20 protein-coding genes and 1 riboswitch are annotated in these 24,697 nt (G+C 65.3%); of the genes, 10 read left to right on the forward strand and 10 right to left on the reverse strand.

The features are described from left to right. Positions 1-208 precede the first annotated feature (208 nt). The 7 genes from ykgO (at position 209) to metA (ending at position 6,649) form a co-directional block, all read left to right on the forward strand. Complete coding sequence (gene ykgO / locus WBP07_RS00120; protein WP_021235112.1) at positions 209-334, forward strand: type B 50S ribosomal protein L36; 126 nt, start codon at positions 209-211, stop codon at positions 332-334. A 220-nt stretch (positions 335-554) separates the two neighbouring features. Further along, complete coding sequence (locus WBP07_RS00125; RefSeq protein ID WP_395395675.1) at positions 555-1,109, forward strand: HAD-IA family hydrolase; 555 nt, start codon at positions 555-557, stop codon at positions 1,107-1,109. 140 nt (positions 1,110-1,249) lie between these two features. Then, positions 1,250-2,686: a circularly permuted type 2 ATP-grasp protein gene (locus WBP07_RS00130; protein ID WP_395393339.1), complete on the forward strand. Its 1,437-nt coding sequence runs from the start codon at positions 1,250-1,252 to the stop codon at positions 2,684-2,686. Further along, positions 2,686-3,633 (forward strand): alpha-E domain-containing protein, encoded by a 948-nt coding sequence (locus tag WBP07_RS00135; RefSeq protein ID WP_395393340.1) that lies wholly within the window; start codon positions 2,686-2,688, stop codon positions 3,631-3,633. Before WBP07_RS00130 ends, WBP07_RS00135 begins: the two co-directional genes overlap by 1 nt. A 16-nt stretch (positions 3,634-3,649) precedes the next feature. Beyond that, a complete protein-coding gene (locus WBP07_RS00140; RefSeq protein ID WP_395393342.1) occupies positions 3,650-4,507 on the forward strand; it encodes a transglutaminase domain-containing protein in 858 nt (285 codons plus the stop codon). Positions 4,508-4,675: 168 nt separating this feature from the next. Continuing rightward, positions 4,676-5,461 (forward strand): peptidase, encoded by a 786-nt coding sequence (locus WBP07_RS00145; protein WP_395393344.1) that lies wholly within the window; start codon positions 4,676-4,678, stop codon positions 5,459-5,461. Between the two features lie 97 nt (positions 5,462-5,558). Beyond that, a riboswitch (SAM-I-IV-variant riboswitch) is annotated at positions 5,559-5,663 on the forward strand. A gap of 38 nt (positions 5,664-5,701) precedes the next feature. Then, positions 5,702-6,649, forward strand: coding sequence for a homoserine O-succinyltransferase (metA, locus tag WBP07_RS00150; RefSeq protein ID WP_395393347.1), 948 nt, complete (start codon positions 5,702-5,704; stop codon positions 6,647-6,649). A gap of 122 nt (positions 6,650-6,771) precedes the next feature. Here the strand turns inward: metA and WBP07_RS00155 are convergent, their stop codons facing one another. From WBP07_RS00155 to WBP07_RS00175, 5 genes are all read right to left on the reverse strand, one after another. Then, complete coding sequence (locus WBP07_RS00155; protein ID WP_395393350.1) at positions 6,772-8,166, reverse strand: mannitol dehydrogenase family protein; 1,395 nt, start codon at positions 8,164-8,166, stop codon at positions 6,772-6,774. Then, a complete protein-coding gene (gene uxaC / locus WBP07_RS00160) occupies positions 8,163-9,581 on the reverse strand; it encodes a glucuronate isomerase (RefSeq protein ID WP_395393351.1) in 1,419 nt (472 codons plus the stop codon). The genes WBP07_RS00155 and uxaC overlap by 4 nt, the downstream gene beginning before the upstream one ends. Beyond that, the gene (locus WBP07_RS00165) at positions 9,581-11,221 is read right to left on the reverse strand and encodes a family 43 glycosylhydrolase (RefSeq protein ID WP_395393354.1); all 1,641 of its coding nucleotides are present in this window, start codon (positions 11,219-11,221) and stop codon (positions 9,581-9,583) included. Before WBP07_RS00165 ends, uxaC begins: the two co-directional genes overlap by 1 nt. A 17-nt stretch (positions 11,222-11,238) precedes the next feature. After that, on the reverse strand, positions 11,239-12,240 hold the full coding sequence (locus WBP07_RS00170; protein ID WP_395393355.1) for an alpha/beta hydrolase: 1,002 nt from the start codon (positions 12,238-12,240) through the stop codon (positions 11,239-11,241). Between the two features lie 74 nt (positions 12,241-12,314). Continuing rightward, the gene (locus tag WBP07_RS00175; protein ID WP_395393357.1) at positions 12,315-15,209 is read right to left on the reverse strand and encodes a TonB-dependent receptor; all 2,895 of its coding nucleotides are present in this window, start codon (positions 15,207-15,209) and stop codon (positions 12,315-12,317) included. A gap of 319 nt (positions 15,210-15,528) precedes the next feature. On the opposite strand from WBP07_RS00175, the gene WBP07_RS00180 reads away from it, so the two are divergent. Then, positions 15,529-16,824 carry a polysaccharide lyase family 1 protein gene (locus WBP07_RS00180; protein WP_395395677.1) on the forward strand — a complete coding sequence of 432 codons (1,296 nt, stop codon included), beginning with the start codon at positions 15,529-15,531 and terminating at the stop codon, positions 16,822-16,824. Positions 16,825-16,841: 17 nt separating this feature from the next. After that, positions 16,842-17,234 (forward strand): cupin domain-containing protein, encoded by a 393-nt coding sequence (locus WBP07_RS00185; protein ID WP_395395678.1) that lies wholly within the window; start codon positions 16,842-16,844, stop codon positions 17,232-17,234. Positions 17,235-17,410: 176 nt separating this feature from the next. On the opposite strand, the gene WBP07_RS00190 is transcribed toward WBP07_RS00185, so the two are convergent. The 5 genes from WBP07_RS00190 to WBP07_RS00210 all read right to left on the reverse strand — a co-directional run bounded on the left by WBP07_RS00190 (position 17,411) and on the right by WBP07_RS00210 (position 23,058). Then, positions 17,411-19,006, reverse strand: coding sequence for a carboxylesterase/lipase family protein (locus WBP07_RS00190; protein ID WP_395393358.1), 1,596 nt, complete (start codon positions 19,004-19,006; stop codon positions 17,411-17,413). Further along, the gene (locus WBP07_RS00195; RefSeq protein ID WP_395393359.1) at positions 18,969-19,979 is read right to left on the reverse strand and encodes a sugar kinase; all 1,011 of its coding nucleotides are present in this window, start codon (positions 19,977-19,979) and stop codon (positions 18,969-18,971) included. The genes WBP07_RS00190 and WBP07_RS00195 overlap by 38 nt, the downstream gene beginning before the upstream one ends. A gap of 10 nt (positions 19,980-19,989) precedes the next feature. Beyond that, positions 19,990-20,760 (reverse strand): 2-dehydro-3-deoxy-D-gluconate 5-dehydrogenase KduD, encoded by a 771-nt coding sequence (gene kduD / locus WBP07_RS00200; protein ID WP_395393361.1) that lies wholly within the window; start codon positions 20,758-20,760, stop codon positions 19,990-19,992. Between the two features lie 172 nt (positions 20,761-20,932). Next, positions 20,933-21,769 (reverse strand): 5-dehydro-4-deoxy-D-glucuronate isomerase, encoded by an 837-nt coding sequence (gene kduI, locus WBP07_RS00205; protein WP_054439186.1) that lies wholly within the window; start codon positions 21,767-21,769, stop codon positions 20,933-20,935. 248 nt (positions 21,770-22,017) lie between these two features. Next, entirely contained in the window at positions 22,018-23,058 is a 1,041-nt protein-coding gene (locus WBP07_RS00210; RefSeq protein ID WP_395393362.1) for a LacI family DNA-binding transcriptional regulator, read from the reverse strand. Positions 23,059-23,188: 130 nt separating this feature from the next. On the opposite strand from WBP07_RS00210, the gene WBP07_RS00215 reads away from it, so the two are divergent. Next, positions 23,189-24,691 (forward strand): UxaA family hydrolase, encoded by a 1,503-nt coding sequence (locus WBP07_RS00215; RefSeq protein ID WP_395393363.1) that lies wholly within the window; start codon positions 23,189-23,191, stop codon positions 24,689-24,691. Positions 24,692-24,697 lie beyond the last annotated feature (6 nt).

Raw genomic sequence — 24,697 nt, forward strand, 5'->3', positions numbered from 1 at the left:
TTCAGCTATCGGCTCATCGCGATTGCCCCGCGATGAACGGAGGCAACCGACGGAAAACCGCGCTGGATCAGGGCAAGTTCGAGTTAAGGGAATGGGCCCTTGCGCTTGACTTTGCAAGCCGTTGCCACTAACGGCGCCACTTCAAATTTCTGGCGGCGGCCCAGTTGCTGTTGGACTAACCGCCGAACCACACGAGACGAGACGAACCATGAAGATTACGAACAGCCTGAAGTCGCTCAAGGGCCGTCACCGCGACAACCGCGTGATCCGTCGTCGCGGCCGCACCTATGTCATCAACAAGACCAACCGTCGCTTCAAGGCTCGCCAGGGCTGATTCGTTCCGCCTGTCCCCGTCGATAATGGCGGGGGCGATCAAGGCGGACGGTCTTTTGCGATGAAGACAGCAGACCCCCGCCACAAGCGGGGGTCTTGTCATGTCCGAAGCACGGGTGAATTGCGTGGTGGAAGTGCAGCCAGTGGAAGCACAGCCAGCGGAAGCGGGGGCGGTGGAAGCCGTCGTCTTCGATGTCGGCCGCGTGCTGGTCCAGTGGGACATGCGCGGCTTCTACGCGAAGCTGATCGACGATCCCGAAAAGCACGACTGGTTCTGCACGAACGTCGTCACCGAACAGTGGCACTTCGCGCATGATGCCGGGGCGGACCTTGACGAACTGGTCGCCGCGCGCAAGGCCGAGTTTCCCGGCCATGACGACCTGATCGACGCCTACGCCACGCGCTTCCTGGAAACGATACCCGGCAACGTGCCCGGCAGCCACGAGATCGTGCGCGAACTGGCGGCACGCGGCGTGCCGCTTTACGCCATCACCAATTTCGCCAGCACCTTCTGGCGCGAATTCCGCGAGAGCGAGCCACTGTTCGACCTGTTCGGCGATGTCGTCGTCTCGGGTGACGAGAAGCTGGTGAAGCCGCACCGCGAAATCTACGACCTTGCCGTCCGCCGCTTCGGCCATGCGCCGGCAGCGATGCTGTTCATCGACGACAATGCGGACAACATCGCCGGTGCCGCCGCGCTCGGCTGGCAGGTGCATCATTTTCGCGATGCGGAAACCCTGCGGGCAGATCTGAACCAGCGCGGCTTGCTGGGGTGATGTTGCTCGGTCGGCCCTCCCGCCGACCGAATAGATCGCGGCACCCGCCATCAGGGTAAATATTTTTTCTTCGCACTTGCAGCGTAACTGCTTGGCAAGTGCGAATCCTTGTTGCATCACATGGTCAACAGGGAGTCACAATGTCGGCTGCGAGCGGAACGAACTTCGACGAAATGCTCAATGCAGACGGGTCGGTAAGACCCGCCTACGCCGACCTCAGCCAATGGTACGATTCGCAGGACAAGGCCTGGTTCACGCGCCAGCAGGCGGAGGCCGAACGCTTCTTCCGCCGCATCGGCATCACCTTCAATGTCTATGGTGACGAGGCGGCCGAGGAACGGCTGATCCCATTCGATCTGATCCCCCGCATCATCACCGCACGCGAATGGCGCAAGCTGACGCGCGGCATCGAACAGCGGGTGCGGGCGCTGAACGCCTTCCTGCAAGACCTCTATCACCGCCAGGAAATCGTCCGCTCCGGTCGGTTGCCGGTCCACGCGTTGCGCAACAATGTGGCGTTCCTGCCGGAAATGATCGGCATGACGCCCCCTGGCGGCGTCTATACCCACATCGTCGGCATCGATCTTGTTCGCACCGGCGCGGACGAGTTCATGGTGCTGGAAGACAATGCCCGCACCCCCTCCGGCGTCTCCTACATGTTGGAGAACCGCGAGACGATGATGGCGATGTTCCCGGAACTGTTCACCAAGGTTCCGGTGCGCCCCGTCTCCGACTATCCGCGCCGCCTTGCCCGCAGCCTGCGCGCCTGCGCGCCGCCGGCCTTCAAGGGATCGGGCCGGCCGACGGTGGCGGTGCTGACGCCCGGCATCTACAATTCCGCCTATTTCGAACACGCCTTCCTGGCCGACCAGATGGGCGCGGAACTGGTGGAGGGCAGCGATCTGCGCGTGGTCGATGGCCGCGTCGCCATGCGGACCACCACCGGGTACAAGGCGATCGACGTGATCTACCGCCGGGTGGACGACGACTATCTCGATCCGCTGACCTTCAATCCCGATTCGGTGCTGGGCATCGCCGGGATCATGGACGTCTACCGATCGGGCGGCATCACCATCGCCAATGCGCCGGGCACCGGCATCGCCGACGACAAGGCGATCTACAGCTACATGCCGGAGATCGTGGAGTTCTACACGGGCGAGAAGCCGATCCTGCCCAACGTGCCCACCTGGCGCTGTTCGGAGCCGGAGGCGCTGGCCTATGTGCTGGACAATCTGGCCGATCTGGTCGTCAAGGAAGTGCACGGTTCCGGCGGCTACGGCATGCTGATCGGGCCGACCTCCTCGAAAAAGGAACTGGCCGCGTTCGAGGCCAAGCTGCGTGCCAAGCCGCACAACTACATCGCGCAGCCCACGCTTTCGCTTTCCACCGTGCCGATCTTCACCAAGGCCGGCCTCTCGCCGCGCCATGTGGACTTGCGGCCCTACGTGCTGGTTTCGCCCGACGGGATCGACATCACGCCGGGCGGGCTAACCCGCGTGGCGCTGAAGAAAGGCTCGCTGGTGGTCAACTCCTCGCAGGGCGGCGGCACCAAGGATACCTGGGTACTGGACGAATAATGCTCGGACGTGCTGCCAACGGCGTTTACTGGATGAGCCGCTACCTTGAGCGGGCGGAGAATACCGCGCGGCTGATCGACGTGGGGTTCCACCTCGCCCTCACGCGCAGCGACAAGCACGCGCAGGAAGAGGAATGGAAGTCCGTCCTCACCACCACGGGCCAAGTGGACGACTATGCCGTGCGGCACAGCGATTTCTCCGGCCCGCAAGTGTTCAACTATCTGCTGCGGGAGCGGGACAACCCCGCCTCCGTCCTGCGCATGATCGAGAATGCGCGGACCAATGCCCGCATGGTGCGCACCAGCCTGACGAACTCGGTCTGGGAAGCGACCAACGAAGGGTGGATGGCGCTGTCCGAACTGCTGTCGCGCCCGGTCCGCGAATCGAATCTGGGCGAAGTGCTCACCGCGATCCGCCGGCAGGGGACGCTGGTGCGCGGCGCGCTGGAAGGCACGATGCTGCGCAACGAAGTGTTCAATTTCGCGCGGATCGGCACTTTCATCGAACGGGCGGACAGCACCGCGCGCATCCTGGACGTGAAGTATTACGTGCTGCTGCCCTCGGTCGCCTGGGTGGGATCGAGTCTGGACAATGTGCAGTGGGACACGCTGCTGCGCTCGGTGGCGGGCAACCGCGCCTATTCCTGGCTCAATGCCGGCGCCATGGACCCGCGCGGCATCGCCCGTTTCCTGATCCTGGACGGACAGTTCCCGCGCAGCCTGGTGTTCTGCTATGAAAAGCTGCGCAGCAATCTGGCCGGGCTCGCCAAGGAATATGGCGAGGAAACTTCCGCCCACGCCTTGCTGCGGCAGACGGGCGCGGCGCTGCACCAGACGACGATCGAACACATTTTCGAGACCGGGCTGCACGAATTCCTGCAGGACTTCATCGGGCAGACCAACCGTCTCGGCAACGCCATCGCCGCCGATTATCGCTTCATCGAGTAGAAGGGACCGTTCCCCCGTGCTGCTGACCGTGACCCACACCACCCGCTACACTTTCGACGCGCCGGTCACGCACGGTCTTCAGCGGTTGAAATTGCGGCCCAAGACCACGCACGGGCAGGAAGTGGTCGACTGGACGATGGACCTGACCGGCGCACGGGCAGAGGCCGAGTACGACGATCACCACCACAGCCACACCGCGCTGGTCTCGATCGAACCGGGGGCGGACGCCGTGGTGGTCGCCTGTCGCGGTACGGTTCGCACGATCGACAACAGTGGGATCACCGGCAACCACACCGGCCTGATGCCGCTCTGGACGTTCCTGCGGCCCACGCGGCTGACCAAGGCCGGCGCCCGCGTGCGCGCGCTGGTGGAGGATGTCGATGCCGATCGGCGCGATCCACTGGAATTCCTTCACGCGCTGTCGCGGCTGGTGGCGGAGCGTATCGAATATGTGCCCGGCGCCACCGATGCGAAGACCACGGCGGAAGAGGCGCTGGGCGCGGGCAAGGGCGTCTGCCAGGACCATGCGCATACGTTCATCTCTGCGGGCCGTCTGCTCGACATCCCGATGCGCTATGTCGGCGGCTACCTGAAGATGAACGACCGGGAGGAGCAGGAGGCCGGCCACGGCTGGGCGGAGGCGCATGTGCCGGGGCTCGGCTGGGTGGGTTTCGACGTGTCCAACGGCATGTCGCCCGATGAACGGTATATTCGCGTGGCCAGCGGTTGCGATTATGGTGAGGCGGCGCCCGTAAAAGGGATCGCGATGGGTGGCGGGGACAGCCAGCTAGAAGTGCGTTTGTCCGTGGGCGAGAAAGTGCTAGGTCAGCAACAGCAGCAGTCTTCCGCAGGAAGGCAGCAGCAAAGCGGCTGAGGGGTCGTTTGAAAATTCGCTGAAAGCGAATTTTGCGGCACCGGCCCTCGGTGCAGCGATGAAAATGCCTTTCGGGCATTTTCCAGACAGACTTTGAAGCCGTTCCCGCGAAGATCGGAATACAGTGTATCTCGCGGGGGAAGCGAATTGATCGGGGCGTAGAATTCCATGACCTATTGCGTGGGCATGATGCTGGACCGCGGGCTCGTGCTGATGAGCGACACCCGCACCAATTCCGGGGTCGACAACATTTCGACCTTCCGGAAGATGTATCATTGGCAGATCCCCGGCGAACGCGTGATCTCGGTGATGACGGCGGGCAATCTTGCCACCACGCAGGCGGTGATCAGCCAGCTTGAGGAACGCAACAAGGCCCCGGCGGAGCGGCACAATTCGCTGCTGGAAGCGCCCACGATGTTCCAGGTGGCCACGATCGTCGGCAATCTGCTGCAGGACGTGATCGAGGAACGCGCGGCGGACAACGGCCAGAACGCGGCATCTGGCACCTTCAGCGCGACGATGATCGTCGCCGGCCAGATCAAGGGCATGGAGCCCCGCCTGTTCCTGATCTACCCCGAAGGCAACTTCATCGAGGCCAGCTTCGACACGCCGTTCTTCCAGATCGGCGAGACCAAGTACGGCCGCCCGATCCTGATCCGCGGCTATGACCGCGACATGAGCTTCGAGGCGGCGATCAAGCTGCTCTGCGTCTCGTTCGATTCGACCGTGAAAGCCAATCTCTCCGTCGGCATGCCGCTGGACCTGCTGGTGCTGGAAACGGACAATTTCACCCCGCTGCACGAACGGCGGATGGAATGGAACGATCCCTATTACCAGTCGATCACCGCAAGCTGGGGCGAATCGCTGCGGCAGGCGCTGGAAAGCCTGCCGAACTACTCGCTGGACAGCGGTGCTGCCGCCAAGACCGGTAAGCTGAAGGACGCCGCGGCCTGAGGGCCGCCCGTCTTCCGCGTTCCGGAGCGTTGGGGAGCGCCATGGCGCTTTGCGATCAGCCGATGGTTGCGGTAGCGGCTCCGACCGTCTAAGGCAGTCCCTGCATCAAGAGTTGGGGCGACGCCCAACGCCAACCTGCCGTTCCGGGCAAGGTGGCACTCCGAGAGGAGGATGTGGCCGAGCGGCAACCAAGCGGAGCAAGCCACGCAGCGTCGATCCCGAAAAAGGAAACGACGCGCCGTGCCTATAATGATCCCCGATGGACTGCCTGCCCGTCACGTTCTGCAGGCCGAAGGCGTGCCGATCATGGGGCACACCGATGCAGTGCGGCAGGATATCCGGCCGCTGCGGATCGGCCTGCTCAATCTGATGCCGGACAAGGTGAGCACCGAAACCCAGCTGGCACGCTTGCTGGGGGCGACGCCGCTGCAGATCGAACTGTCGCTGGTGCGGCTGACGGAGCATGTTTCCCGCAACACCTCTGCGGATCACATGGCGGCATTCTACCGTCCGTGGAGCGAGGTTCGGGCCGAACAGTTCGACGGTTTCATCGTCACCGGCGCGCCGGTTGAGCGGATGCCCTTCGAAGACGTCAGCTATTGGGCGGAACTGCGCGCGATCTTCGATTGGACGCAGACGCACGTGCACCGCTGCTTCACGATCTGCTGGGCGGCGCAGGCCGCGCTCTTCCACTTTCACGGCGTGCCGAAGCGCGATCTGCCGAACAAGGCGTTCGGCGTGTTCGAACATCGAAATCTGGCCCCGGCCTCACCCTACCTTCGCGGCTTTTCGGACACGTTCGACGTTCCCGTGTCCCGCTGGGCCGAAGCTTGCCCGGCCGCGCTGGCGCAAGCGGAGGGCCTGCGCGTTCTGGCGGGCAGCGCGGAAGCCGGCGCCGCGCTGGTGGACGATCACGCCCACGGCACGCTGCACATGTTCAATCATCTTGAGTACGACACCGGTACGCTGGCGGGGGAATATCACCGCGACGGTTCGGACCAGGTGCCTGCGGGCTATTTCCCGGCAGACGATCTAACCCGCCCGCCGGTCAATCGCTGGCGCAGCCACGCGCACCTGCTGTTCGCGAACTGGATCAACGAAATCTACCAGACGACGCCGTTCGATCTGGCCGCGCACTTCGCGGCGAACGGTTCGAACTTGCGGGCTTCCGAGCGGGAGCCCGCTTAGAGCGTTTTCCAATCAGGTGGAATCACCTGATGACCCGGAAAACGCGGCAAACCAGAAACTTGGAGCAATTGATCCGATGCAATCGTATCGATTGCTCCAAGATTGGGACTGCGTGACGGCCTTCAGGCCGTTGCGCGGGCCAGTCGCTCGGCCAGCGCGGCGAAGTCGGCTTCGCTGGCCGTCCAGGTCTTGGCGAACAGTCCGCCTTCGCCGAACAGTGCGCGCGGGGTGCCGTCCTTGCCCTCTTCGCGCCAGATGTCGGCAAGGCGCCCGGCCATCGGATCGTCCACCGGGCCCCACTTGGCGGCATTGTCGCCGCGCACGTGGCGCAGCCATGCGGCCAGCGCGGTAAGGATCGCCGGGCACTGCTTGCCTTTCGCCTGATTGGCGGCGAGCGTTTCCAGCCAGCGCTGCGGGATCTTCTGGCTGCCGTCCATTGCGATCTGGATCAGCCGGTGCTGCAGCGCGGGATTGGTGAAGCGGGCCAGCAGGGCGTCGGCATAGGCCTGAAGGTCCTGCGCGGGCGCGGCCTTGATGGTCGGCTGCGCTTCCTCGTGCATCAGCCGCTCGATCAGCGGGCGGATCGCCGGATCGCCCACCGCCTGATGGACGAAGGCGTGCCCGTGTTCGAGGCCGAGATAGGCCAGCGCCGAATGCGCGCCGTTGAGCATGCGCAGCTTCGCCGCCTCATAGGGCGCCACGTCGCTGACCAGCTCGGCGCCGACTTTCTCCCACGCGGGGCGGGGGCCGGCGAACTTGTCCTCGATCACCCACTGGCTGAACGGCTCGGTCATCACCGCGCCGTCGTCGTCCAGCCGGGCCAGCGTCGCCACCATTTTGCGATCGGCGGCGGTGGTGGCGGGGACGATGCGGTCGATCATCGCGCAGGGGAACGTGCATTCCGCCGCGACCCATGCGCCAAGCTCGGCATCCTTGAGCGCCAGATATTCGCCCATCAACCGTTCAAGCTGGCGGCCGTTGAGGGCCAGGTTGTCGCACGAAAGCAGCGTCAGCCCCGGTAGCCCCAGCTCGCGGCGGCGGCGCAGGCCGGCTTCGAGGAAGGCGTAGATGCTACCGTGATGCGCCAGGAACGGATCGAGCGATCCGTCGGCGGCGCGGCAATAGCCCTTTTCGGTGACGGTGAAGGTGACGATCCGCGTTTCCGGCGCGGCGATCTGGGCGATCACCGCCTCCGGATCCTCGCTGGCGACGATCACGCGCTGGATCGATCCGATCACCCGCATGCGGTTGCGCTCGGCCGAACATTCGGTGAGCGTATAGAGCCCGTCCTGCGGATTGAGCTGGCGTGCCACATTGGCCGAACGCAGCGAAACGCCCACGATACCCCAATCGCGATCGCCCTTGGCCATCGCCCGGTCGGTATACCAGGCTTGATGCGCGCGGTGGAACGCGCCGATGCCGAAATGGACGATTCCCGCCGCCTGTGCCGCGCGGTCATAGCCGGGGCGGGCGACGGATTCGGGCAGGCGGGAGAGCGTTTCGCTGGAGAGTCTCACAGACGATAGGCCTTCTTGACGAGATTGTAGGTCAGGTCACGCGCCAGTTCGGCGGCTTCCCAATCCTCTATGCGATGCTCCATTACGAGTTCGGCAAGGAACCCGCAATCGATCCTGCGCGCGACATCGTGGCGGGCGGGGATCGAGAGGAAGGCGCGGGTATCGTCGTTGAAGCCCACTGTGTTGTAGAAACCGGCGGTTTCCGTGGTCATGCGGCGGAAACGGCGCATGCCTTCGGGGCTATCGTGGAACCACCACGCCGGGCCCAGCTTCAGGCACGGATAGTGCCCGGCCAGCGGTGCGAGTTCGCGGGCATAGGTGCTCTCATCCAGGGTGAAGAGGATGATCGAGAGGCCGGGCTCGTTGCCGTACTTGTCCAGCAGCGGCTTCAGATTGGCGACATATTCGGTGCGCGAGGGGATGTCCGCGCCCTTGTCGCGCCCGAAACGGTCGAACACGCGGGCATTGTGGTTGCGGAAAGCACCCGGATGGATCTGCATGACGAGGCCGTCGTCGAGGCTCATGCCCGCCATTTCGGTGAGCATCTGCGCGCGGAACAGTTCGGCATCCTCGGCCGTAAAGGCGCGCTTGCTGACCTTGTCGAACAGCGCTTCGGCATCGGCGGGCGAGAGGTCCGCCGTGCGCGGCGTCGGGTGGCCGTGGTCGGTGGAGGTCGCCCCCATTTCCGCGAAGAACCGGCGGCGCTGGCGGTGCGCGGCGAGGTAGCCGTTCCAGGTGAGGCAGTCCTCCCCGGTGATCTCGGAGAATTTGCTCAGGTTATCGCGGAAGCCTTCAAATTCGGGATCGACCACCGGATCAGGGCGATAGGCGGTGATCACCTTGCCCTGCCAACCGCCCGGCCGCGCATTCTCGGCGCGGATCGCGGCGTGGTATTCCAGCGAGTCCAGCGGGCTTTCGGTGGTGGCGATCGCCTCGATGCCATAGCGGTCGAACAGCGCGCGCGGGCGGAAGTCGTTCGTTGCCAGTTTTTCGGTGATCGTGTCGAAATAGAGGTCGCTGGTTTCGGCGGAAAGCTGCGCGCTGATCCCGAACGCCTCTGCAAAGACCCAGTCCAGCCACATGCGCGAAGGGGTGCCGCGGAACAGGAAGTAGTTTTCCGCAAACAGCCGCCACGCCGCGCGCGGGTCTGCCTGCGGGTTGCGAACGCCCAGATCCTGCATCGCGATGCCCTGCGAATAGAGCATGCGGAACACGTAGTGATCCGGGATCAGCAGCAGGTCGGTGGCGTTGCCGAAGGTCTCGTTGCCGGCGAACCAGCGCGGATCGGTATGGCCGTGCGGGCTGACGATCGGCAGGTCCGCGATGTGCCGGTAAAGCTCGCGCGCCAGCTTGCGGGTGGCGGGTTCGGCCGGCAGCAGACGGTCGGGATGAAGCTCAAGGGGGCGAATGGGCATCAGTCATCCAGGGCTGTGAAACGGAAATCGCGGAACGTCGCTTCGCCTTCTCCGGCAGCATATAGACCGGGACGCAGCATGAGGAACCCCCCACGGACATTGTGGTGGTATCCGGAAACCTCCATCCCCCGGTCAAATCGCTTCCACGTTTTCCCGCCGTCGGCAGAGGTGTGGTAGGAAACGATGTGACGGCGGTTGGTCACGCGCATCTTCATGCGGCGGCCATTGGGGTTGGCGGGGCGGCCACGCTCCATGCCGTACTGGTGGGTGACGAAGCGCGTCGCATCGAAGCCGAGGCCGGCATAGAGCTTGTCGTCATAGAACAGCACGAGGCCGGCGGTGCCGCCGGGCGCGATCTCGATATCGCATTCGAACTGATAGCTGGTGTCGCCCGCGATCAGCAGCAGCGGCGATCCGCTCGACGGGGCGAGGCCCTTGCCCTTCAGATGCAGCGCGCCGTCGGAAACGCGCACGCGGCTGGCTTCGTCCGGGGCAGGGCGGAAGAACGACCACTTGGAGCCCATCGCCAGCGGTTTCGAGAAATCGTCCGACAGCGGCATGCCATGCGGCAGGGGCTTGGCGACTTTCGGCACCGACAGCGGTTGCGACAGATCGCCGCCGGTCATCTTGAACCAGCCGTCCGGCGTCCACTCGATGGTGTCGAGCAGGCATTGGCGCCCCAGCGTCCAGAAGCCGTTCTCGAACCCGTGATAGAGCGTGTACCAGCGTTTGTCCGGCCCTTCGACCAGCGAGGCATGGCCGCGCGACCACCAGGCTTCGGACTGGTTTTCGGTGCGCACCAGCGGGTTGCCGGGGTGCTGTTCCCACGGCCCGTGGATCGATCGGGCGCGGGCGGCGATCACCATGTGGCCGGTCGGCGGGCCGGCGGTGCCACCCACGGCGGTGAGCATGTAGAACCAGTCCCCATGGCGGTGGATCTTGGGGCCTTCGGGCGAAAAACCCTCGACATCCCACTCGTCCGGATAGTGCCAGGGATCGTAGACATGCTCCACCTTGCCCGCCAGCGAGAGGCCGTCTTCGGACAGCCGCACGCGGTCCCCGCCCGAAAGGAACAGCCAGCGCGAACCGTCCTCACCCACGGCGTGGCAGGGGTCGATATGATCGTGCAGGCCGAGCGGCTTCGGGTCGCTCCACGGGCCGTCGATGTGATCGGCCCAGATCACATAGATCTCGTTGGGCTCGGCCTTGACCGGGATGTAGAGGAAATAGCGCCCGTTGTGCTTTTCCAGGCTCACCGCCCAGACCGAGCCGATATTGCGGGTGAGCGCAGGCTTCCTCGGCTGCCAGTTCACCAGATCGCGGCTGTGCCAGATGGTGAGGCCGGGGTAGGAATCGAAGCTGGAGAAGGTCAGGTAATAGTCCTCCCCATCCTTCAGCACGGCCGGGTCGGGCCGGTCGCCGGATAGCACCGGGTTCAGCATCGTACCGTTGCCCAAGTCGGAAATCCGCTGGTTGTCGGACCCGCGTCGCCATCTGGCGGGAGCCGGGGCGGGCGGGGGAGGAGGTCCCGCCGCCCCGGGCTCCCTTGCGGCGGCGGCTTCCCCCTGAAGCCCGCCCGCTACAAGACCTGCGCCGCCGATCAGGGCGGCCTTTATCGCTTTGCGTCTGTCCATGCTCATTCCGCCAGCCCGAGAAGTTATGCCAGCCCCTTAGTCCGCGCCCATGCGCGCCAGAGGTCGGGCCATGCCTCCACCGGCTTGCCGATGGCCCGGCGCAAACCGAAGCCATGGCCGCCGTGTTCGAAGAAATGCGCCTCCACCGGGATGCCGCGCGCCTTCAGCGCGGCGCGCAGGCGCACGGTGTTCTCCACGGGGACGGCGTCGTCATCCTCGGCATGGAGCAGCCAGTGCGGCGGCGCGTCGGCGGGCACGGTGCGCTCGGGCGAATAGGCCGCCTCCAGCGCGGGCGTGGGCGCGGGTCCCAGCAGCAGATCGCGCGATCCGGCGTGCGCGATCGCCGGGTCCATGGAGACCACCGGATAGATCGGCGCGGCGCAGAAGGGCTTGGCGGAAAGCCGGTCCGCCACGTCCACTGGCGTATAGACTTGTGCCGCGAAGCGGGTGGAAAGGCTGGCGCAGACATGGCCGCCGGCGGAAAAGCCCATCGCCGCAACACGCTCGGGATCGATCGCGAAGTCCCGCGCGCGGTGGCGGATCAGCCGCATGGCGCGCTGCGCATCGATCAGGGGCGTATCGGGGCCGCTCGCCCAGCCTTCACCGGGCAGGCGGTAGAACAGCACGAAGGCGGTAAAGCCGCGCGCGGCCAGCCAGCGCGCCATTTCGTAGCCTTCCTTGTCGACCACCACCCATTTGTAGCCGCCGCCGGGCGTCAGCAGCACCGCCGCGCCATTGGGGCGGTCCGGCCGAAACACCGCCATGCGCGGGCGGGTAATGCCGTAGACGGCGCGGTCGGTGACGAGTTCGTCGGCAGAGCGTTCGTCGACCGTTTCGACCGGGGGCTTCGCGGGCAGACCCGGTGCGCCCTTTGGCCAGAGGTCGATGGTTTCGCTGGGCTGGGGCAGGCCGGGCGCGCGGGGCTTGTTGGCCGCCACCGGCGGCGCGGTCTGCGCGCCAGCCTCTCCCGCCAGCAGGCCGGAAACGAGAGAGGCTGCCATGAACGATCGACGGTCGAAGGTCATGGCGGCACTCTCCAATATTTAGTCAGGTATTACTTGAAGTCAGGTATTTAGGGCCATCCGGCCGGTGTGCGGGATCAGTACTTGACCCGCGCGCCGAACAGGATGGTGCGCCCGAAGTGGTTGTTCTCGTAGTTACGTTCTGCGGTCACGTCGTTCCAGCGATAGCGGTATTCGTCGGTCAGGTTGTTGCCGTCCACCGAGAGTTCCAGCCAATCGGTCGCCTGATAGCGCACCGCCGCATCGACGCTGGTGTACGAGCCATAGCCTTCGAACACGTTGCCGGTGGCGCTGCCCTGATCGACGAAAGGCCCGCGATAGCTGACCGAACCGCGGATGCTGAACTTGCCATCGTCATAGTAAAGCGTGGCGTTCCATGCCCGCTTCGACACGCCGTAAAGCGTCGAGTGGTAGATCGCCGAGACGCCGGCCAACGTGCAGGCGCCCGAGCTGTTGCGGGTGCAGGCGGAAACCGCCGGACCGGTCTGCTGGTAATCGGCATCGCTCTTGATGAAGGTGGCGTTGGCCTGGAAGCCGGTGTGGCTGAGAATGCCCGGCAGGAAGGTGAAGGGCATCTGCATTGCCACTTCCACGCCCTTCAGCGTCGCACCCGCGCCGTTGACTTGCGCCGAGACCACGTATTCCTGATTGGGATCATAGTTGATGTAGGCCGGCGAGCTGGGCGTCAGCACCGAACGATCGAGGCCCAGCTGCGGCAGCGTGGCGACATAAGTGCCGGAAACCGGGAAGCTCTCGATCTTCTTGATGAAGCCCGCCACCGACAGCAGCGCGCCGGGTGCGAAGTACCATTCGACCGAGGCATCGAAGTTGGTCGCGCGATAGGGATCGAGGAACGGGTTGCCGAAAGTGACCTTGTAGTTGAACCCGTCGACCGATCCGCCGGGGTTCAGGTTGCCCAGCGAAGGCCGGGTGATCACCTTGGCGATCGCGCCGCGCACGATCACGTCATGCGCCGGATAGAAGGCCAGGTTCATCGACGGCAGCCAGTCGTCGTAAGTCCGCTTCACGGTGGCGGCGATGCCGGCGGTATAGCCGGTCGACTGCTGGTTGGTGTGGGCATAGCGCATGCCCGCATTGCCCGCGAATTCCAGGCCGAAGATATCGCCCTTCACGTCGAACTGGAGATAGCCGCCCGAAGTGGTTTCCTGGACCTTGCGGTTGGAGCCGAGATCCTCGACTGCCGCGCGCTGGTAGAGGTTGGTGTAGTCGGCCGCGTTGTTGATGTTCGCCACCAGCCAGGAATCGGTGGTGCCGCTGGGCTGGCCGGCATCGCCCAGATTTACGAGCTGCGAGATGTCGGAAGTGACCGGCAGACCATAGACACTGGCCGAGCAAGTGGTGGTGCCCAAGATCAGATCGGGCTTGCCATTGCCGTTGCAGGCCACGGTGTCACGCGTCCACAACTGGGTGCGGAAGTTGTAGCGCCGCCAGACCGCGCCGGCCTTCACCGTGAAGCCTTCGGTCACGTCCCATTCGCTGCGAAGCTGGCCAGTCTTGAACTGGTTCTTCACATAGGAAGGACGGTCGCGGATTTCGGCGAGCTGGAAGGTGGCCGGGTTGGTCACGTCGATGCCGTAGTTGAGCACCGGCGACTTCATGTCCGAATAGTCGAAGGTGAAGCCGTTGGCGCCCTTGGCGTCGTAGGCGAAGGTCGTTTCCACCGGGATCTTGGCGTTGGACTGCGAGATGCCGCCCAGCGCGGTAACGCGGAAGGTATCGGTGATGTCCTGATCCAGCGTGGCGCCGATCTGGTAGAATTCGGTGTCCGACTTGCGCAGGTAGCTTTCGGTGCGGACATAGGCGTTGTTGTACGTGCCGCTGACCATGTTGCCGTTGTCGTCATAGGTCGGGTCGACGACGTTGAAGCTGCGCTCGTTCGAACGGGCCAGCACTTCCAGCCACTGTTCGGCGCGCTTTTCCTTGAAGCGGGAATAGAGCCCGTCGATCGATAGCTTGGTGCGGTCGGTCGGTTCGAACTGGATCGATCCGGTCAGGCCCAGGCGTTCGCGATCATGCTCCACCTTGCCGTAACGCGGAATGCGGGCATGGAACGAGAGCGCCGCTTCGTCGCATGCGGCGGAGGGGCGATAGAAACCACCCGAATTGACCGGCGTGCCGCCCGTTGCAGGCGCGACCGAGTAATAGCAGGGGGTGCCGTCCACGGAGTTGAAGTAGGCCTGCGCCCAACGCACGGTGTTGTTACCGGTTTCCAGCGTATCGGTGTGCGAGTAGGCGGCTGAGAGGTTCACGCCCAGCGTGCCCGCGTCGTTCTTCCACGACAGCATGCCGGCGATGCGCGGGCCGACGTTCTTGGACAGGTCGTTGTACGAACCCTGCACGTTCAGCACGGCGGAAAGGCCGGTCTTGCCCGCCAGCGGGTTGCCGGTGTTCAGGTCCACCACCGCGCCCAGCGAGCCTTCGTCCAGGCTGGCTTCGGCGGTCTTGTGGACGACCAGGCTGCTGAACAGTTCGGATGCGAAGACGTTGAAATCGAACGAACGATCGCGGTTGGCGCTGGCGCCGTCGGAACTGGTGGCGATGGTTTCCAGCCCGTTCACGCGGACGCGGGTGAACTGCGCGCTGAGACCGCGCACCGTGATCGCGCGGCCTTCGCCGCCGTCCCGCTGGATGGAGATACCGGGGATGCGCTGCAGCGATTCGGCCAGGTTCTGGTCGGGAAACTTGGCCATGTCCTCGGCCACGACGGCATCGACGGAGCTGACCGAATTGCGCTTCACGTTGAGCGCGGCCTGCAGAGACTGGCGGAAGCCGGTGACGATGATCGCCTCGGTCGTCGCGTCGCTTTCGGCGCCCACGGGTTCGGCAGTTTGCGGTGCCGCGGCCTGCGGTGCGGCAGCGTCCTGCGCGAACACGGCCTGCGGCAGAACCAGCGCACTGCCAGCGGCCAGTGCGATCTTGAACAGCGAAATCCTCGAAACATGCGAATGCATGATCACTCCCCCTCGCGGCCTTGTCGGCCTGTCTATGATACCGGTGTCATGGGAAGGCGCGAAGAGTCGCGCACCCTTTCGTCCGGCATTCTGCTCCCTGCGCCTCACAGCGCACTCTCATGCACCGTTCGGTGCCTTCCGGCGAGCCTTCAGTGCCCTTCGGGACAATCTGCGGCTGCCGGCCAGTTCTTTCTTGCCGGTCTTGGTAACCGGTGTCATGAACTATGAGCGCAGGGACCCCACCCTGTCAAGAACCAGTGCAAACGGGAGATGCACAGTGAAGAAATCGACGGCGTTCAGCCGCTTGCTCCTCGCCTCCATGCTGGCTTTCGCCGAGCCACACAGCGCTTTTGCGCAGGCCCAGGATCCGACCACCGGGGGCGACGGCGGCCGAATCATCCGCGTCACCACGCTGGCCAAGGACGGCCCCGGATCGTTGAAGGCGGCGATCGACGCGAAGGGCAAGCGCACCGTGGTGTTCGAGGTGGGCGGGGTGATCGACCTGGGCCGCTCGGTGCTGGAAATCGACGAACCCTACCTGACGATCGCTGGGCAGACCGCGCCTTCGCCGGGCATCACCATCGTGCGCGGCGGCATCGATCTGAAGGGGCATGACGTCAAGATCAGCCACATTCGCGTGATGACCGGGGTGGACGGTCAGCCGCATCTTTCCGGCTGGGAGGCGGACGCTTTTTCCACCGTGGCCGCGCACAACGTGGTGATCGAACATTGCTCGTTCTTCTGGGCGATCGACGAAAACATGTCGACCTCCGGCCCCCGCTTCAACGGCAAGGACGTGAAGGAATGGCGCGCCAACACCAGCCATGACGTGCTGTTCCGCGAGAATCTGGCCGCAGAGGGGCTTGCCAACGCCAGCCACCCGAAGGGGGAGCATTCCAAGGGATCGCTGGTGCATGACAACACCACCGGCATCGTCTTCTACCGCAACCTCTGGGCGCACAATCTGGAGCGTTCGCCGCTGGTGAAGGGCGGGGCGCAGGTCCTGATGATCAACAACATGATCTACGACCCCGGCCACCGCGCGGTGCACTACAACCTGATGAATCTGGAATGGACCGGGCATCCCTACGTCACCGGAGAGATCACGGCCGTCGGCAACGTGATGCGCGCAGGCAATTCCACGGCGCAAGGGCTGCCGTTCCTGACGCTGGGCGGCGATGGCGACCTGGCGTGGTTCAGCAAGGACAACATCAATGTGGACCGCTGGGGAAATCCGGCGCCGATGTTCGGCCGCTATGGCGTGACCAAGGCGAAGGTGGTCGAATCGTCGCAGCCGCTGGCCAGCCTCGATGGCTACAAGATCACGCCTGCCGCCGATCTTGAGACCGACCTGCTCCAGACCGTGGGCGCCCGCCCGTGGGACCGTTCCGCCGACGAGATCCGCGTGCTGTTCTTCGTGGCCGAAGGTCGCGGTGAGGTGATCGACGACGAGAAGGTGGTCGGCGGCTACCCGCACCTTGCCGAAACCCGCGCGGCCTTCGTGGACAAGGACTGGAACCTGGGGACGATGACGCCGAAGTCCGGCCACTATCCGGGCGATCACACGGGTGCGCAGGAAAAGCTCTCTTCTCGCGATCAGGCGATGAGAAAGTGATTGCGGCGCTGCTGCTGATGGCCGCGTCTGCGGGTGCCGGAGCGCCGGCGATGGCGGTGATCGACGAGAAGGACACCGTGCGCGAGGAAGCTCCTCCGCACGGGGCCATCGGCATGAGCACGGCCTATCGTATCTCCGACGCGGCGCCAGCCCCGCGCGCGATGGAATTCCGCCGCCGCGTCCTCCACAAGGGCGCAGCGATCGGCGAACACCCCATCGCTCATGACGAGGTCTACTACGTGCTCTCGGGCGAGGGCGAGGTGGTTTCGGACGGCAAGCGGGCCATGCTGAAGCCGGGGATGACCGCCTACCTCTACAACGGCGCGATAGTGGGTATTTGGCAGAAGGGCGAGCAGCCGCTTTCGCTGATCGTGGCCTATCCCAATCCGCCGGTGCCCGCCGGCAAGTGAGGGGGATGGGAGGGGCCAACGCTTCCCTCCACCATCACCGGACCATTCTCGTCACCCCTGCGAAAGCGGGGATCCCGCTTCTTGAACGGCGCGGCTTACCGCTACGTGGCAGAAGAAAAGCGGGGCCCCCGCCTACGCGGGGGCGACGGGATGAGGGACGGTGAGGGCGTGCCCAGTCACGTCCCCGGCTGGACGTACGGCGCCGTAGCCCACAACTCGCGCTGCCACCCGCGCGGGTCGTTCTCGACGCGAACCTTGTCCCCGAACACCATCGTCGCACGCGCGGGCAGCGAATAAGGCGCCCAGTCCGCGATCCCCGGCCGCCCGGTCTTGGCCAGCCCGGTAAACGCGCCCATCATCGCCTTGCTCAAAGCCTGCGCCCCGGCATCGGTGCCGGAAAAGCTGCCCTTCGCATCGAGCGTTCCGAACACATAGGGAATGTCGTCCGTATGCGCCGCCCCCCGTAAGGGATCGACTGGGGAGGGCCGCTCAAGCTGATAGACCCACGTCGCCGCCGCGCCCGCTTTCGCACGCTCGTCCGCCTCGATCACCTGTCCGGGCCAGGACCGGCCCGCCGTGGTGGCCGCGTAATAGACCTGCTCCACCGTCCAGTCCGGTTCACGCGCGCGGTACTGGTCGATCACCCATTGCGGGTCGAGGTCGATCTTCACTTCGCGCCCCATGCGCTCCGCCACGTTGCTCCAGTCGAGGCCTTTCAGCTTGGGCCCACGCGGGTCGAGGAAGGCGCGGGTTTCGTCATGGACGTTGCCCAGGATCATCGGCACCGAAAGCGACTGCGGCGCGGCGTCCGGCCAGAACGGATGCCGCGGCAGGTTGGTCATGTCGAGCACCGGGCCGAAATAGACCGGACCGCTGCCCATCACCGGATCGGTGGTGTCCAGCGCGGCGGTCAGGCGCTCCACCGGCATCGTCCGCAGCCCATCGACATCGCCGGGCGCCAGCTTCAGCGCCGCCATTAATGCCTGCGTGCGGGCCCATGCATGCATCGGTCCGCTGGCCTGCACCTGCTGCCCGCTCATCGTCGCGGCGGAGTGGAACAGGCCCTTGGCCGCCGGCATCGCCATCAGCGTGGCAATCTTGGCGCCGCCGCCCGATTGCCCGAACACCATGACCCGTGCGGGATCGCCGCCGAATGCAGCGATATGCGTACGGATCCATTGCAGCGCGAGGGTCAGGTCCAATTGGCCGAGATTGCCGCTGTCCGCATACTTCGTGCCGAACGGCTTGAGCCAGGCATAGCCCAGCGCGTTGAGGCGGTGGTTGACGGTAACGACCACCACATCGCCCTGCGCTGCCAGCTTCGCGCCGTGCGTCAGCGGATCGGTGACCGATCCGGTGGTATAGGCGCCGCCGTGGAAATAGACCATGACCGCACGCTTCGCGGCCGGGTTCGCCTCGGGCGTCCAGATATTGAGGAAGAGGCAGTCCTCGCTTTGCGGCTGGTCGTCCATGCCGCGCTGCGGGCAGATCGGGCCGAATTGCCGCGCCTCCACATGGGGGCCGTCGAAAGGTTCGGCCACGGCGCGGCCGAAGCGTTCGGCGCGGCCATAGCGGATGCCCTTGAAGGCCAGAACGCCTTGTTCGTTCAGGCCCGCATAACGCCCCACCACCGGCGCAACCGGCGAATGGGCGAAGGCCGGCGCGGCACCGGCGACAAGCGCTGCGCCCGTGCCAGCAAGCGTGCCCGCAAGCACCGCGCGCCGGGAAGTCGGATTATCGCCGGACGTCACCTCCGCTGGCGGAAAAGGCATCGAGTTCTCCCTGTCCGATCAGGCACATGTCTCCGGGCAGCGAGTGTTTCAGCACCGTATAGGCCAGCCCGGCCTGCGCCATTCTTGTAATGTCCGCGCCTTCCAGCCAGCGATGCAGCACGCCCGCCGCAAAGGCGTCCCCGGTGCCGATGCGGTCGACGATCTGCGTCACTTCCACTTCGTCGGTCTGATAGGCGGCATCGCGCGCGTCGATCCGCGCGGCGATGCGGTGGTGCGCGGCGTTGACCACGTGGCGCGCGGTGGAGGCGATGTACTGAAGGCCGGGGAAGGCGGCGAAGGCAGCTTCCGCCGCTTCGCGTCGGCGGTCTTCGCCGTCGCCGGAAAAGTCCTTGCCCAGCAGCAGCGAGATGTCGCGGTGGTTGCCGATCATCACCGTGGCGGCGGAGACCAGTTCGTTCAGGATCTCGCGCGGGTTGCTGTCCCAGCTTTCCCACAGCAGCGCGCGGTAATTGCCGTCGAAGCAGATCGGCACATTGGCCTCCTGTGCCGCGCGCACGGCCGCCTTGGCCAGTGCCACGCCGCCGAGGCCAAGCGCTGGAGTGATGCCGGAAAGGTGCAGCAGCCGCGCACCGTCCAGCGCGGCGGCGAAATCGAAATCTTCGGGCGCGCTCTCGGCAAAGGTGCTGCCGGCGCGGTCGTAGGTGATGGCGGAAGGACGCAGCCCCGCGCCGCTTTCCAGGAAATAGAGCCCCATGCGGCCGGGACCGGAGCCGACGCCGGACACGTCCACGCCCGCCGCGCCCAGCGCCGCGCGGGCCTTGTCGCCCAGCGGGCTGGCGGGCAGGCGGGTCACCATGCGCACCGCGTGGCCAAGCGAGGCGAGGCCGGAGGCGACATTCGCCTCCGCCCCGCCCACGACCATGTCGAGTGCGTCACACTGCACCATCAGGCGGTGCGATGGCGTTGCGAAGCGCAGCAGAACTTCGCCGAAGCAGATCACGTGTCCAGTCATGGCGACCGTCTTAGCGAGCCAGCCAGCCGCCGTCGACGGCAAGTATGTGACCGCTAACATAATCCGAAGCCGGGGAGGCCAGGAATACCGCTGCGCCGGCGATATCCTTGGGATCGCCCCAGCGGCCGGTGGGGATGCGCTCCAGGATCTGGCGGTTGCGCGTCTCGTCGCCCTGCAGCGCGGCGGTGTTGTTGGTGGAGATGTAGCCCGGCGCGATCGCGTTCACCTGCACGCCCTTGGGCGCCAGTTCGTTCGCCATGGCCTTGGTCACGCCGCCCACGCCGGACTTCGCCGCCGCATAGCTGGGCACGCGGATGCCGCCCTGGAATGTGAGGAGCGAGGCGATGTTGACGATCTTGCCAGCACTTTGGCCTTCTTGGGCGCGTTCCACCATGCCCTTCGCGGCCGCCTGACTGAGGAAGAACAGCGTCTTCAGGTTGGTGTCCATCACCGCATCCCAGTCCGCTTCGGAGAACTGGAGCAGGTCGTCGCGGCGGATGATCCCGGCATTGTTGACGAGCACGTCGACTTTGCCGAGGCCGGCCACCGCTTCGTCGATCACGCGGCCGACGGGCTCGATCGAGGAGAGGTCGGCCTTGATGTTCACGCACTTGCGGCCGGTCGCCTCGATCAGCGCGATCGTTTCGCTAGGCTCGCTGCGTCCGGCCACGGCAACGTCCGCGCCCGCTTCGGCCAGCGCCACGGCAATGGCCTGCCCGATCCCGGTGTTGGCGCCGGTCACCAGCGCCGCCTTGCCTTCGAGGCTGAAGGAAATCGCCATAAGTATAGTCCTGTCCCAATCTCGCTCGTGGTTCGGGTATCGTCCGAACCCTACTTCGGCCCTCACTTCGTCATTGCGAGCGTAGCGAAGCAATCCAGTGGCGGTTTGCGCGGCTCTGGATTGCTTCGTCGCTGCGCTCCTCGCAATGACGAGTTCGGGGGAGGGCTGCCGCTTACTGAAGCTGGCAGATATCCAGCACGTTCATGTCGGTATAGTCGAGGTTCTCCCCGCCCATGGCCCAGATGAACGCGTACTTCTTGGTGCCCGAACCCATGTGGATCGACCACGGCGGGCTGATCACGGCCTCTTCGTTGGCGATCACGATATGGCGCATCTGGTCGGGTTCGCCCATGTAGTGGAAGATGCGGTCGTTCTCTTCGGGCAGTTCGAAGTAGAGGTAGATCTCGCTGCGGCGGTCATGAAGGTGCGGCGGCATGGTGTTCCACACCGAGCCCTCTTCCAGCACGGTAAGGCCCAGCAGCAGCTGCGCGCTTTCGCAGACGCCGGGGATCACGAGCTGGTAGATCGTGCGCTGGTTCGAATTGGCCAGATCGCCGCGTGCCAGCGGGTTGGCTTCGGCAAGCGTGATCAGCTTGATCGGGCAAGCCTTATGCGCGGGGACCGAGGCGATGTAGAACCGCGCGGTCTCACCCTCGAAGATCACCTCGTCCGAACCCATCGGGACGTAGAGGCATTCCTTGTTGCCGACTTCGAAGCGCTGGCCGTCGACCGTGATCGCGCCCGGGCCGCCGATATTGGTGATGCCGGCCTCGCGGCGCTCAAGGAAGGGCTTGCCTTCCGCACTCTTGGGAACGGTCTGCGCGGGCAGCTTCAGCGGCCCCTGCGAGGGCACCGCGCCGCCGATCACGAAGCGTTCGTTGTGCGAGTAGTTGAGGTTGACCTTGCCGTCCTCGAACATGCCGCCGACGAGGTAGCGATCGCGCAGTTCCTCGTTGGAGACGCACTCCATCATGTCGGGATGGGTGGCGTGGTAGGTCTTGCAGAACACGGGTCTCTCTCCCTTTGGAATTCGGTTCCGTATAGTGGGATATTATTGCATTTCTGGTCAAGTCTTATCCGGCTTTGGTAACCGGTGTCAATGGTGGAAGTCTGTTTGAAAAATGCGCAAAGGCGCATTTTCGATGCGGCACCGGCCCACGCCCCCACCCGACCACCCACGAAGTGTACCCTGATGGGTGGTCGGGTGGGGGCGTGGGCCGGTGCCGCGAAATCCGGCTGCGGCGGATTTTCAAACAATCAAGCTTCGGGTGGTGCCACGGAGGCGCGGCGAACCAGGTCCGACAGGAACAGTGACTGGCGCGAAAGCGCATCGCCCGGCTCGATCAGCTTGTGCGCGGCGGCGGCGGCCATCGGCACGATCGGCCAGCGCACGGTGGTCAGCGGCGGCCAGATATGCGCGGCAATGGCGGTATCGTCGAAGCCGATGATAGAGAGTTGTCCCGGTACCTCGATCCCGCGCTCACGCGCGGCGTGGAGCAGGCCGGCTGCCATCTCGTCGTTGCTGGAGAACACGGCGGTGGGGCGGGGGGAGGCATCCAGCAGGCGCTGGCCCGCCTCGTATCCCGATTCGAACTTGTAATCGCCGCGCGTGGAAATGGCGGGATCGGGGGAGAGCCCGGCCTGGGCCAGCCCATCGATGAACCCCTGTTCGCGCTCCGCGGCGGAGCGGAAGCCGGAGGGGCCGGCAATGAAGCCGATCTTCGTGTGGCCAAGGCTGGCCAGCCACGCCACCGCCTCCCGCACCGCCTGCCGGTCGTTCGAAGCGACCAGATGCGCCTCGTCGTCCAGCGGGGCGGAGCCCATGCGCACCAGCGAACAGCCCAGTTCGCGGCACAGCGCGGCCAGTTCGTCATTTTCCGAGATCGGCGGCAGCAGCAGCACGCCGTAGAGCCGCTGCTGTTCGATGAAGTGGCGGATATCGTCCAGCAGCTTGGGCGAATGGCGGTCCACCGGGCGCACGACCAGCGCGAATTCGGTGTCGCGGATCGTCTGCAGGATGCCTTCCTGGACGCCCAGCACCATCTGCGCGTTCGGGTTGTCGTGGATCAGGCCGATCAGGAAGTTCCGCCGCAGTGCCAGCGCGCGCGCCTGAAGGTTGGGCACGAAGCCCAATTCCGCGATTACCGCCTCCACCTTTTCCCGCGTGGTCTGGTTCAGCAGCGGGGACTTGTTGATGACGCGGCTGACGGTTTTCTTCGAAACGCCCGAAACGCGCGCGACATCGTTGATGGTGGGTTTGGCCGCAATTTGGGCGTCGCGCTTGGATTCTTTCGGCATTTTCGCCTCTCTGGCTTCTCGCCCATTTGTTCTCAAGAGGCGCAGTCGACACCGACTTGCCTTCTGATTGTCGCAAAGGCAAGATGACACCGGTTTCCAAGAGAGGGAAGCCCGGATAAACGGGCCAGCAATGACGAACACGATTCCTCCCGCCATTCGCATCCATGCCGCCGACGACGTGGCCGTGGCGCTGCGCCCCCTCACTGCCGGCGAACAGGCCGAAGGCGTGACTCTGCGCGACGATGTGGCGCGCGGGCACAAGTTCGCACTGCATGACATTCCCGCAGGCGACATGGTGGTGAAGTATGGCCAGCCCATCGGGCGCGCGACGCAGGCGATCGCGGCGGGTGAGCATGTCCACACGCACAATCTGGCCACCGCGCTGGCTGGCGAACTGGCCTATTCGCCGCACTTGGGCGCGGTGGAAGTCCATGCGGAGGAGGGTAAGGCCACCCCGACATGGCGCGGCTATCTGCGCGCCGATGGCCGCGCGGCGACGCGTAACGAGATCTGGATCCTGCCCACCGTCGGCTGCGTCGGCATGACCGCCGAACAGGTTGCGCGTGAGGCGCAAGCGCGCCATGCAGACTTGATTGCGGGTGGCAAAATCGACGGCATCCACGCCTTCGCCCACCCGCACGGCTGCTCGCAACTGGGGGACGATCTCGACGGTACGCGCGCCGTGCTCGCGGGGCTGGCGGCCAGCCCGAATGCGGCCGGCGTGCTGCTGCTGGGGCTTGGCTGCGAATCGAACCAGCTCGACGCATTGGTGGAGGCGGTGCCGGTCTGGGCGCGGTCGAAACTGCGGGTGCTGTCCAGCCAGTCGGCCGGCAACGAGATCGTGGAGGCGGGCAAACTGGTCGATGAACTGGTGGCCGAAGCTGCCAGGGCGGAGCGGACGGAATTGCCGCTGTCGGCACTGACCATCGGCCTGAAATGCGGCGGGTCGGACGGGTTTTCCGGCCTCACCGCCAACCCGCTGCTCGGCCGCCTGTCGGAAACGATGGCGCAGGCCGGCGGCAAGGCGATCCTGACCGAAATTCCGGAGATTTTCGGCGCCGAACAGGCCCTGCTGGACCGCTCCACCTCGCGTGCGGTGTTCGATGCGGCGGCGGGATTGGTGAACCGTTTCAAGCGCTATTACCTCGATCAGGGCTTGCCGGTTTCGGAGAATCCCTCGCCGGGCAACCTTGCCGGCGGGATCACCACGCTGGAGGAAAAGTCGCTGGGCGCGGTGCAGAAGGCAGGCCATGCGCCGCTTTCGGACGTCATCGATTATGGCGGACAGGCCAGCGTGCCGGGCGTCACTCTGCTGGAAGCGCCGGGCAACGACGCGGTATCGTCCACCGCGCTGGCGGCATCGGGCGCGACCTTGGTGCTGTTCACCACCGGACGCGGCACGCCGCTGGGCTTTCCGGTGCCGACGATCAAGGTCGCCTCCAACCGCACCCTGGCCGAATCGAAGCCGCACTGGATCGACTTCGACGCCTCCATCGCGCTGGATGAAGGGCAGGAGGCGGCGGACACCGCATTCCTGGCCAGAATCCTCAGCTTTGCGAGCGGGGAGCGCACCGCCTCCGAACGCGGCGGCCAGCGCGCCATTGCCGTCTGGAAAAGAGGCGTAACCCTTTGAGCTTCA

Origin of the sequence: Novosphingobium oxfordense, assembly GCF_044029435.1 — a bacterium.
Taxonomy (GTDB): Bacteria; Pseudomonadota; Alphaproteobacteria; order Sphingomonadales; family Sphingomonadaceae; genus Novosphingobium.

Coding starts and splice junctions, on each gene's coding strand:
- ykgO (WP_021235112.1), top strand. CDS start 209: ATGAAGATTACGAACAGCCTGAAGTCGCTCAAGGGCCGTCACCGCGAC.
- WBP07_RS00125 (WP_395395675.1), top strand. CDS start 555: ATGCGCGGCTTCTACGCGAAGCTGATCGACGATCCCGAAAAGCACGAC.
- WBP07_RS00130 (WP_395393339.1), top strand. CDS start 1,250: ATGTCGGCTGCGAGCGGAACGAACTTCGACGAAATGCTCAATGCAGAC.
- WBP07_RS00135 (WP_395393340.1), top strand. CDS start 2,686: ATGCTCGGACGTGCTGCCAACGGCGTTTACTGGATGAGCCGCTACCTT.
- WBP07_RS00145 (WP_395393344.1), top strand. CDS start 4,676: ATGACCTATTGCGTGGGCATGATGCTGGACCGCGGGCTCGTGCTGATG.
- uxaC (WP_395393351.1), bottom strand. CDS start 9,581: ATGCCCATTCGCCCCCTTGAGCTTCATCCCGACCGTCTGCTGCCGGCC.
- WBP07_RS00165 (WP_395393354.1), bottom strand. CDS start 11,221: ATGAGCATGGACAGACGCAAAGCGATAAAGGCCGCCCTGATCGGCGGC.
- WBP07_RS00170 (WP_395393355.1), bottom strand. CDS start 12,240: ATGACCTTCGACCGTCGATCGTTCATGGCAGCCTCTCTCGTTTCCGGC.
- WBP07_RS00175 (WP_395393357.1), bottom strand. CDS start 15,209: ATGCATTCGCATGTTTCGAGGATTTCGCTGTTCAAGATCGCACTGGCC.
- WBP07_RS00180 (WP_395395677.1), top strand. CDS start 15,529: ATGCTGGCTTTCGCCGAGCCACACAGCGCTTTTGCGCAGGCCCAGGAT.
- WBP07_RS00185 (WP_395395678.1), top strand. CDS start 16,842: ATGGCCGCGTCTGCGGGTGCCGGAGCGCCGGCGATGGCGGTGATCGAC.
- WBP07_RS00190 (WP_395393358.1), bottom strand. CDS start 19,006: ATGCCTTTTCCGCCAGCGGAGGTGACGTCCGGCGATAATCCGACTTCC.
- WBP07_RS00195 (WP_395393359.1), bottom strand. CDS start 19,979: ATGACTGGACACGTGATCTGCTTCGGCGAAGTTCTGCTGCGCTTCGCA.
- kduD (WP_395393361.1), bottom strand. CDS start 20,760: ATGGCGATTTCCTTCAGCCTCGAAGGCAAGGCGGCGCTGGTGACCGGC.
- WBP07_RS00210 (WP_395393362.1), bottom strand. CDS start 23,058: ATGCCGAAAGAATCCAAGCGCGACGCCCAAATTGCGGCCAAACCCACC.
- WBP07_RS00215 (WP_395393363.1), top strand. CDS start 23,189: ATGACGAACACGATTCCTCCCGCCATTCGCATCCATGCCGCCGACGAC.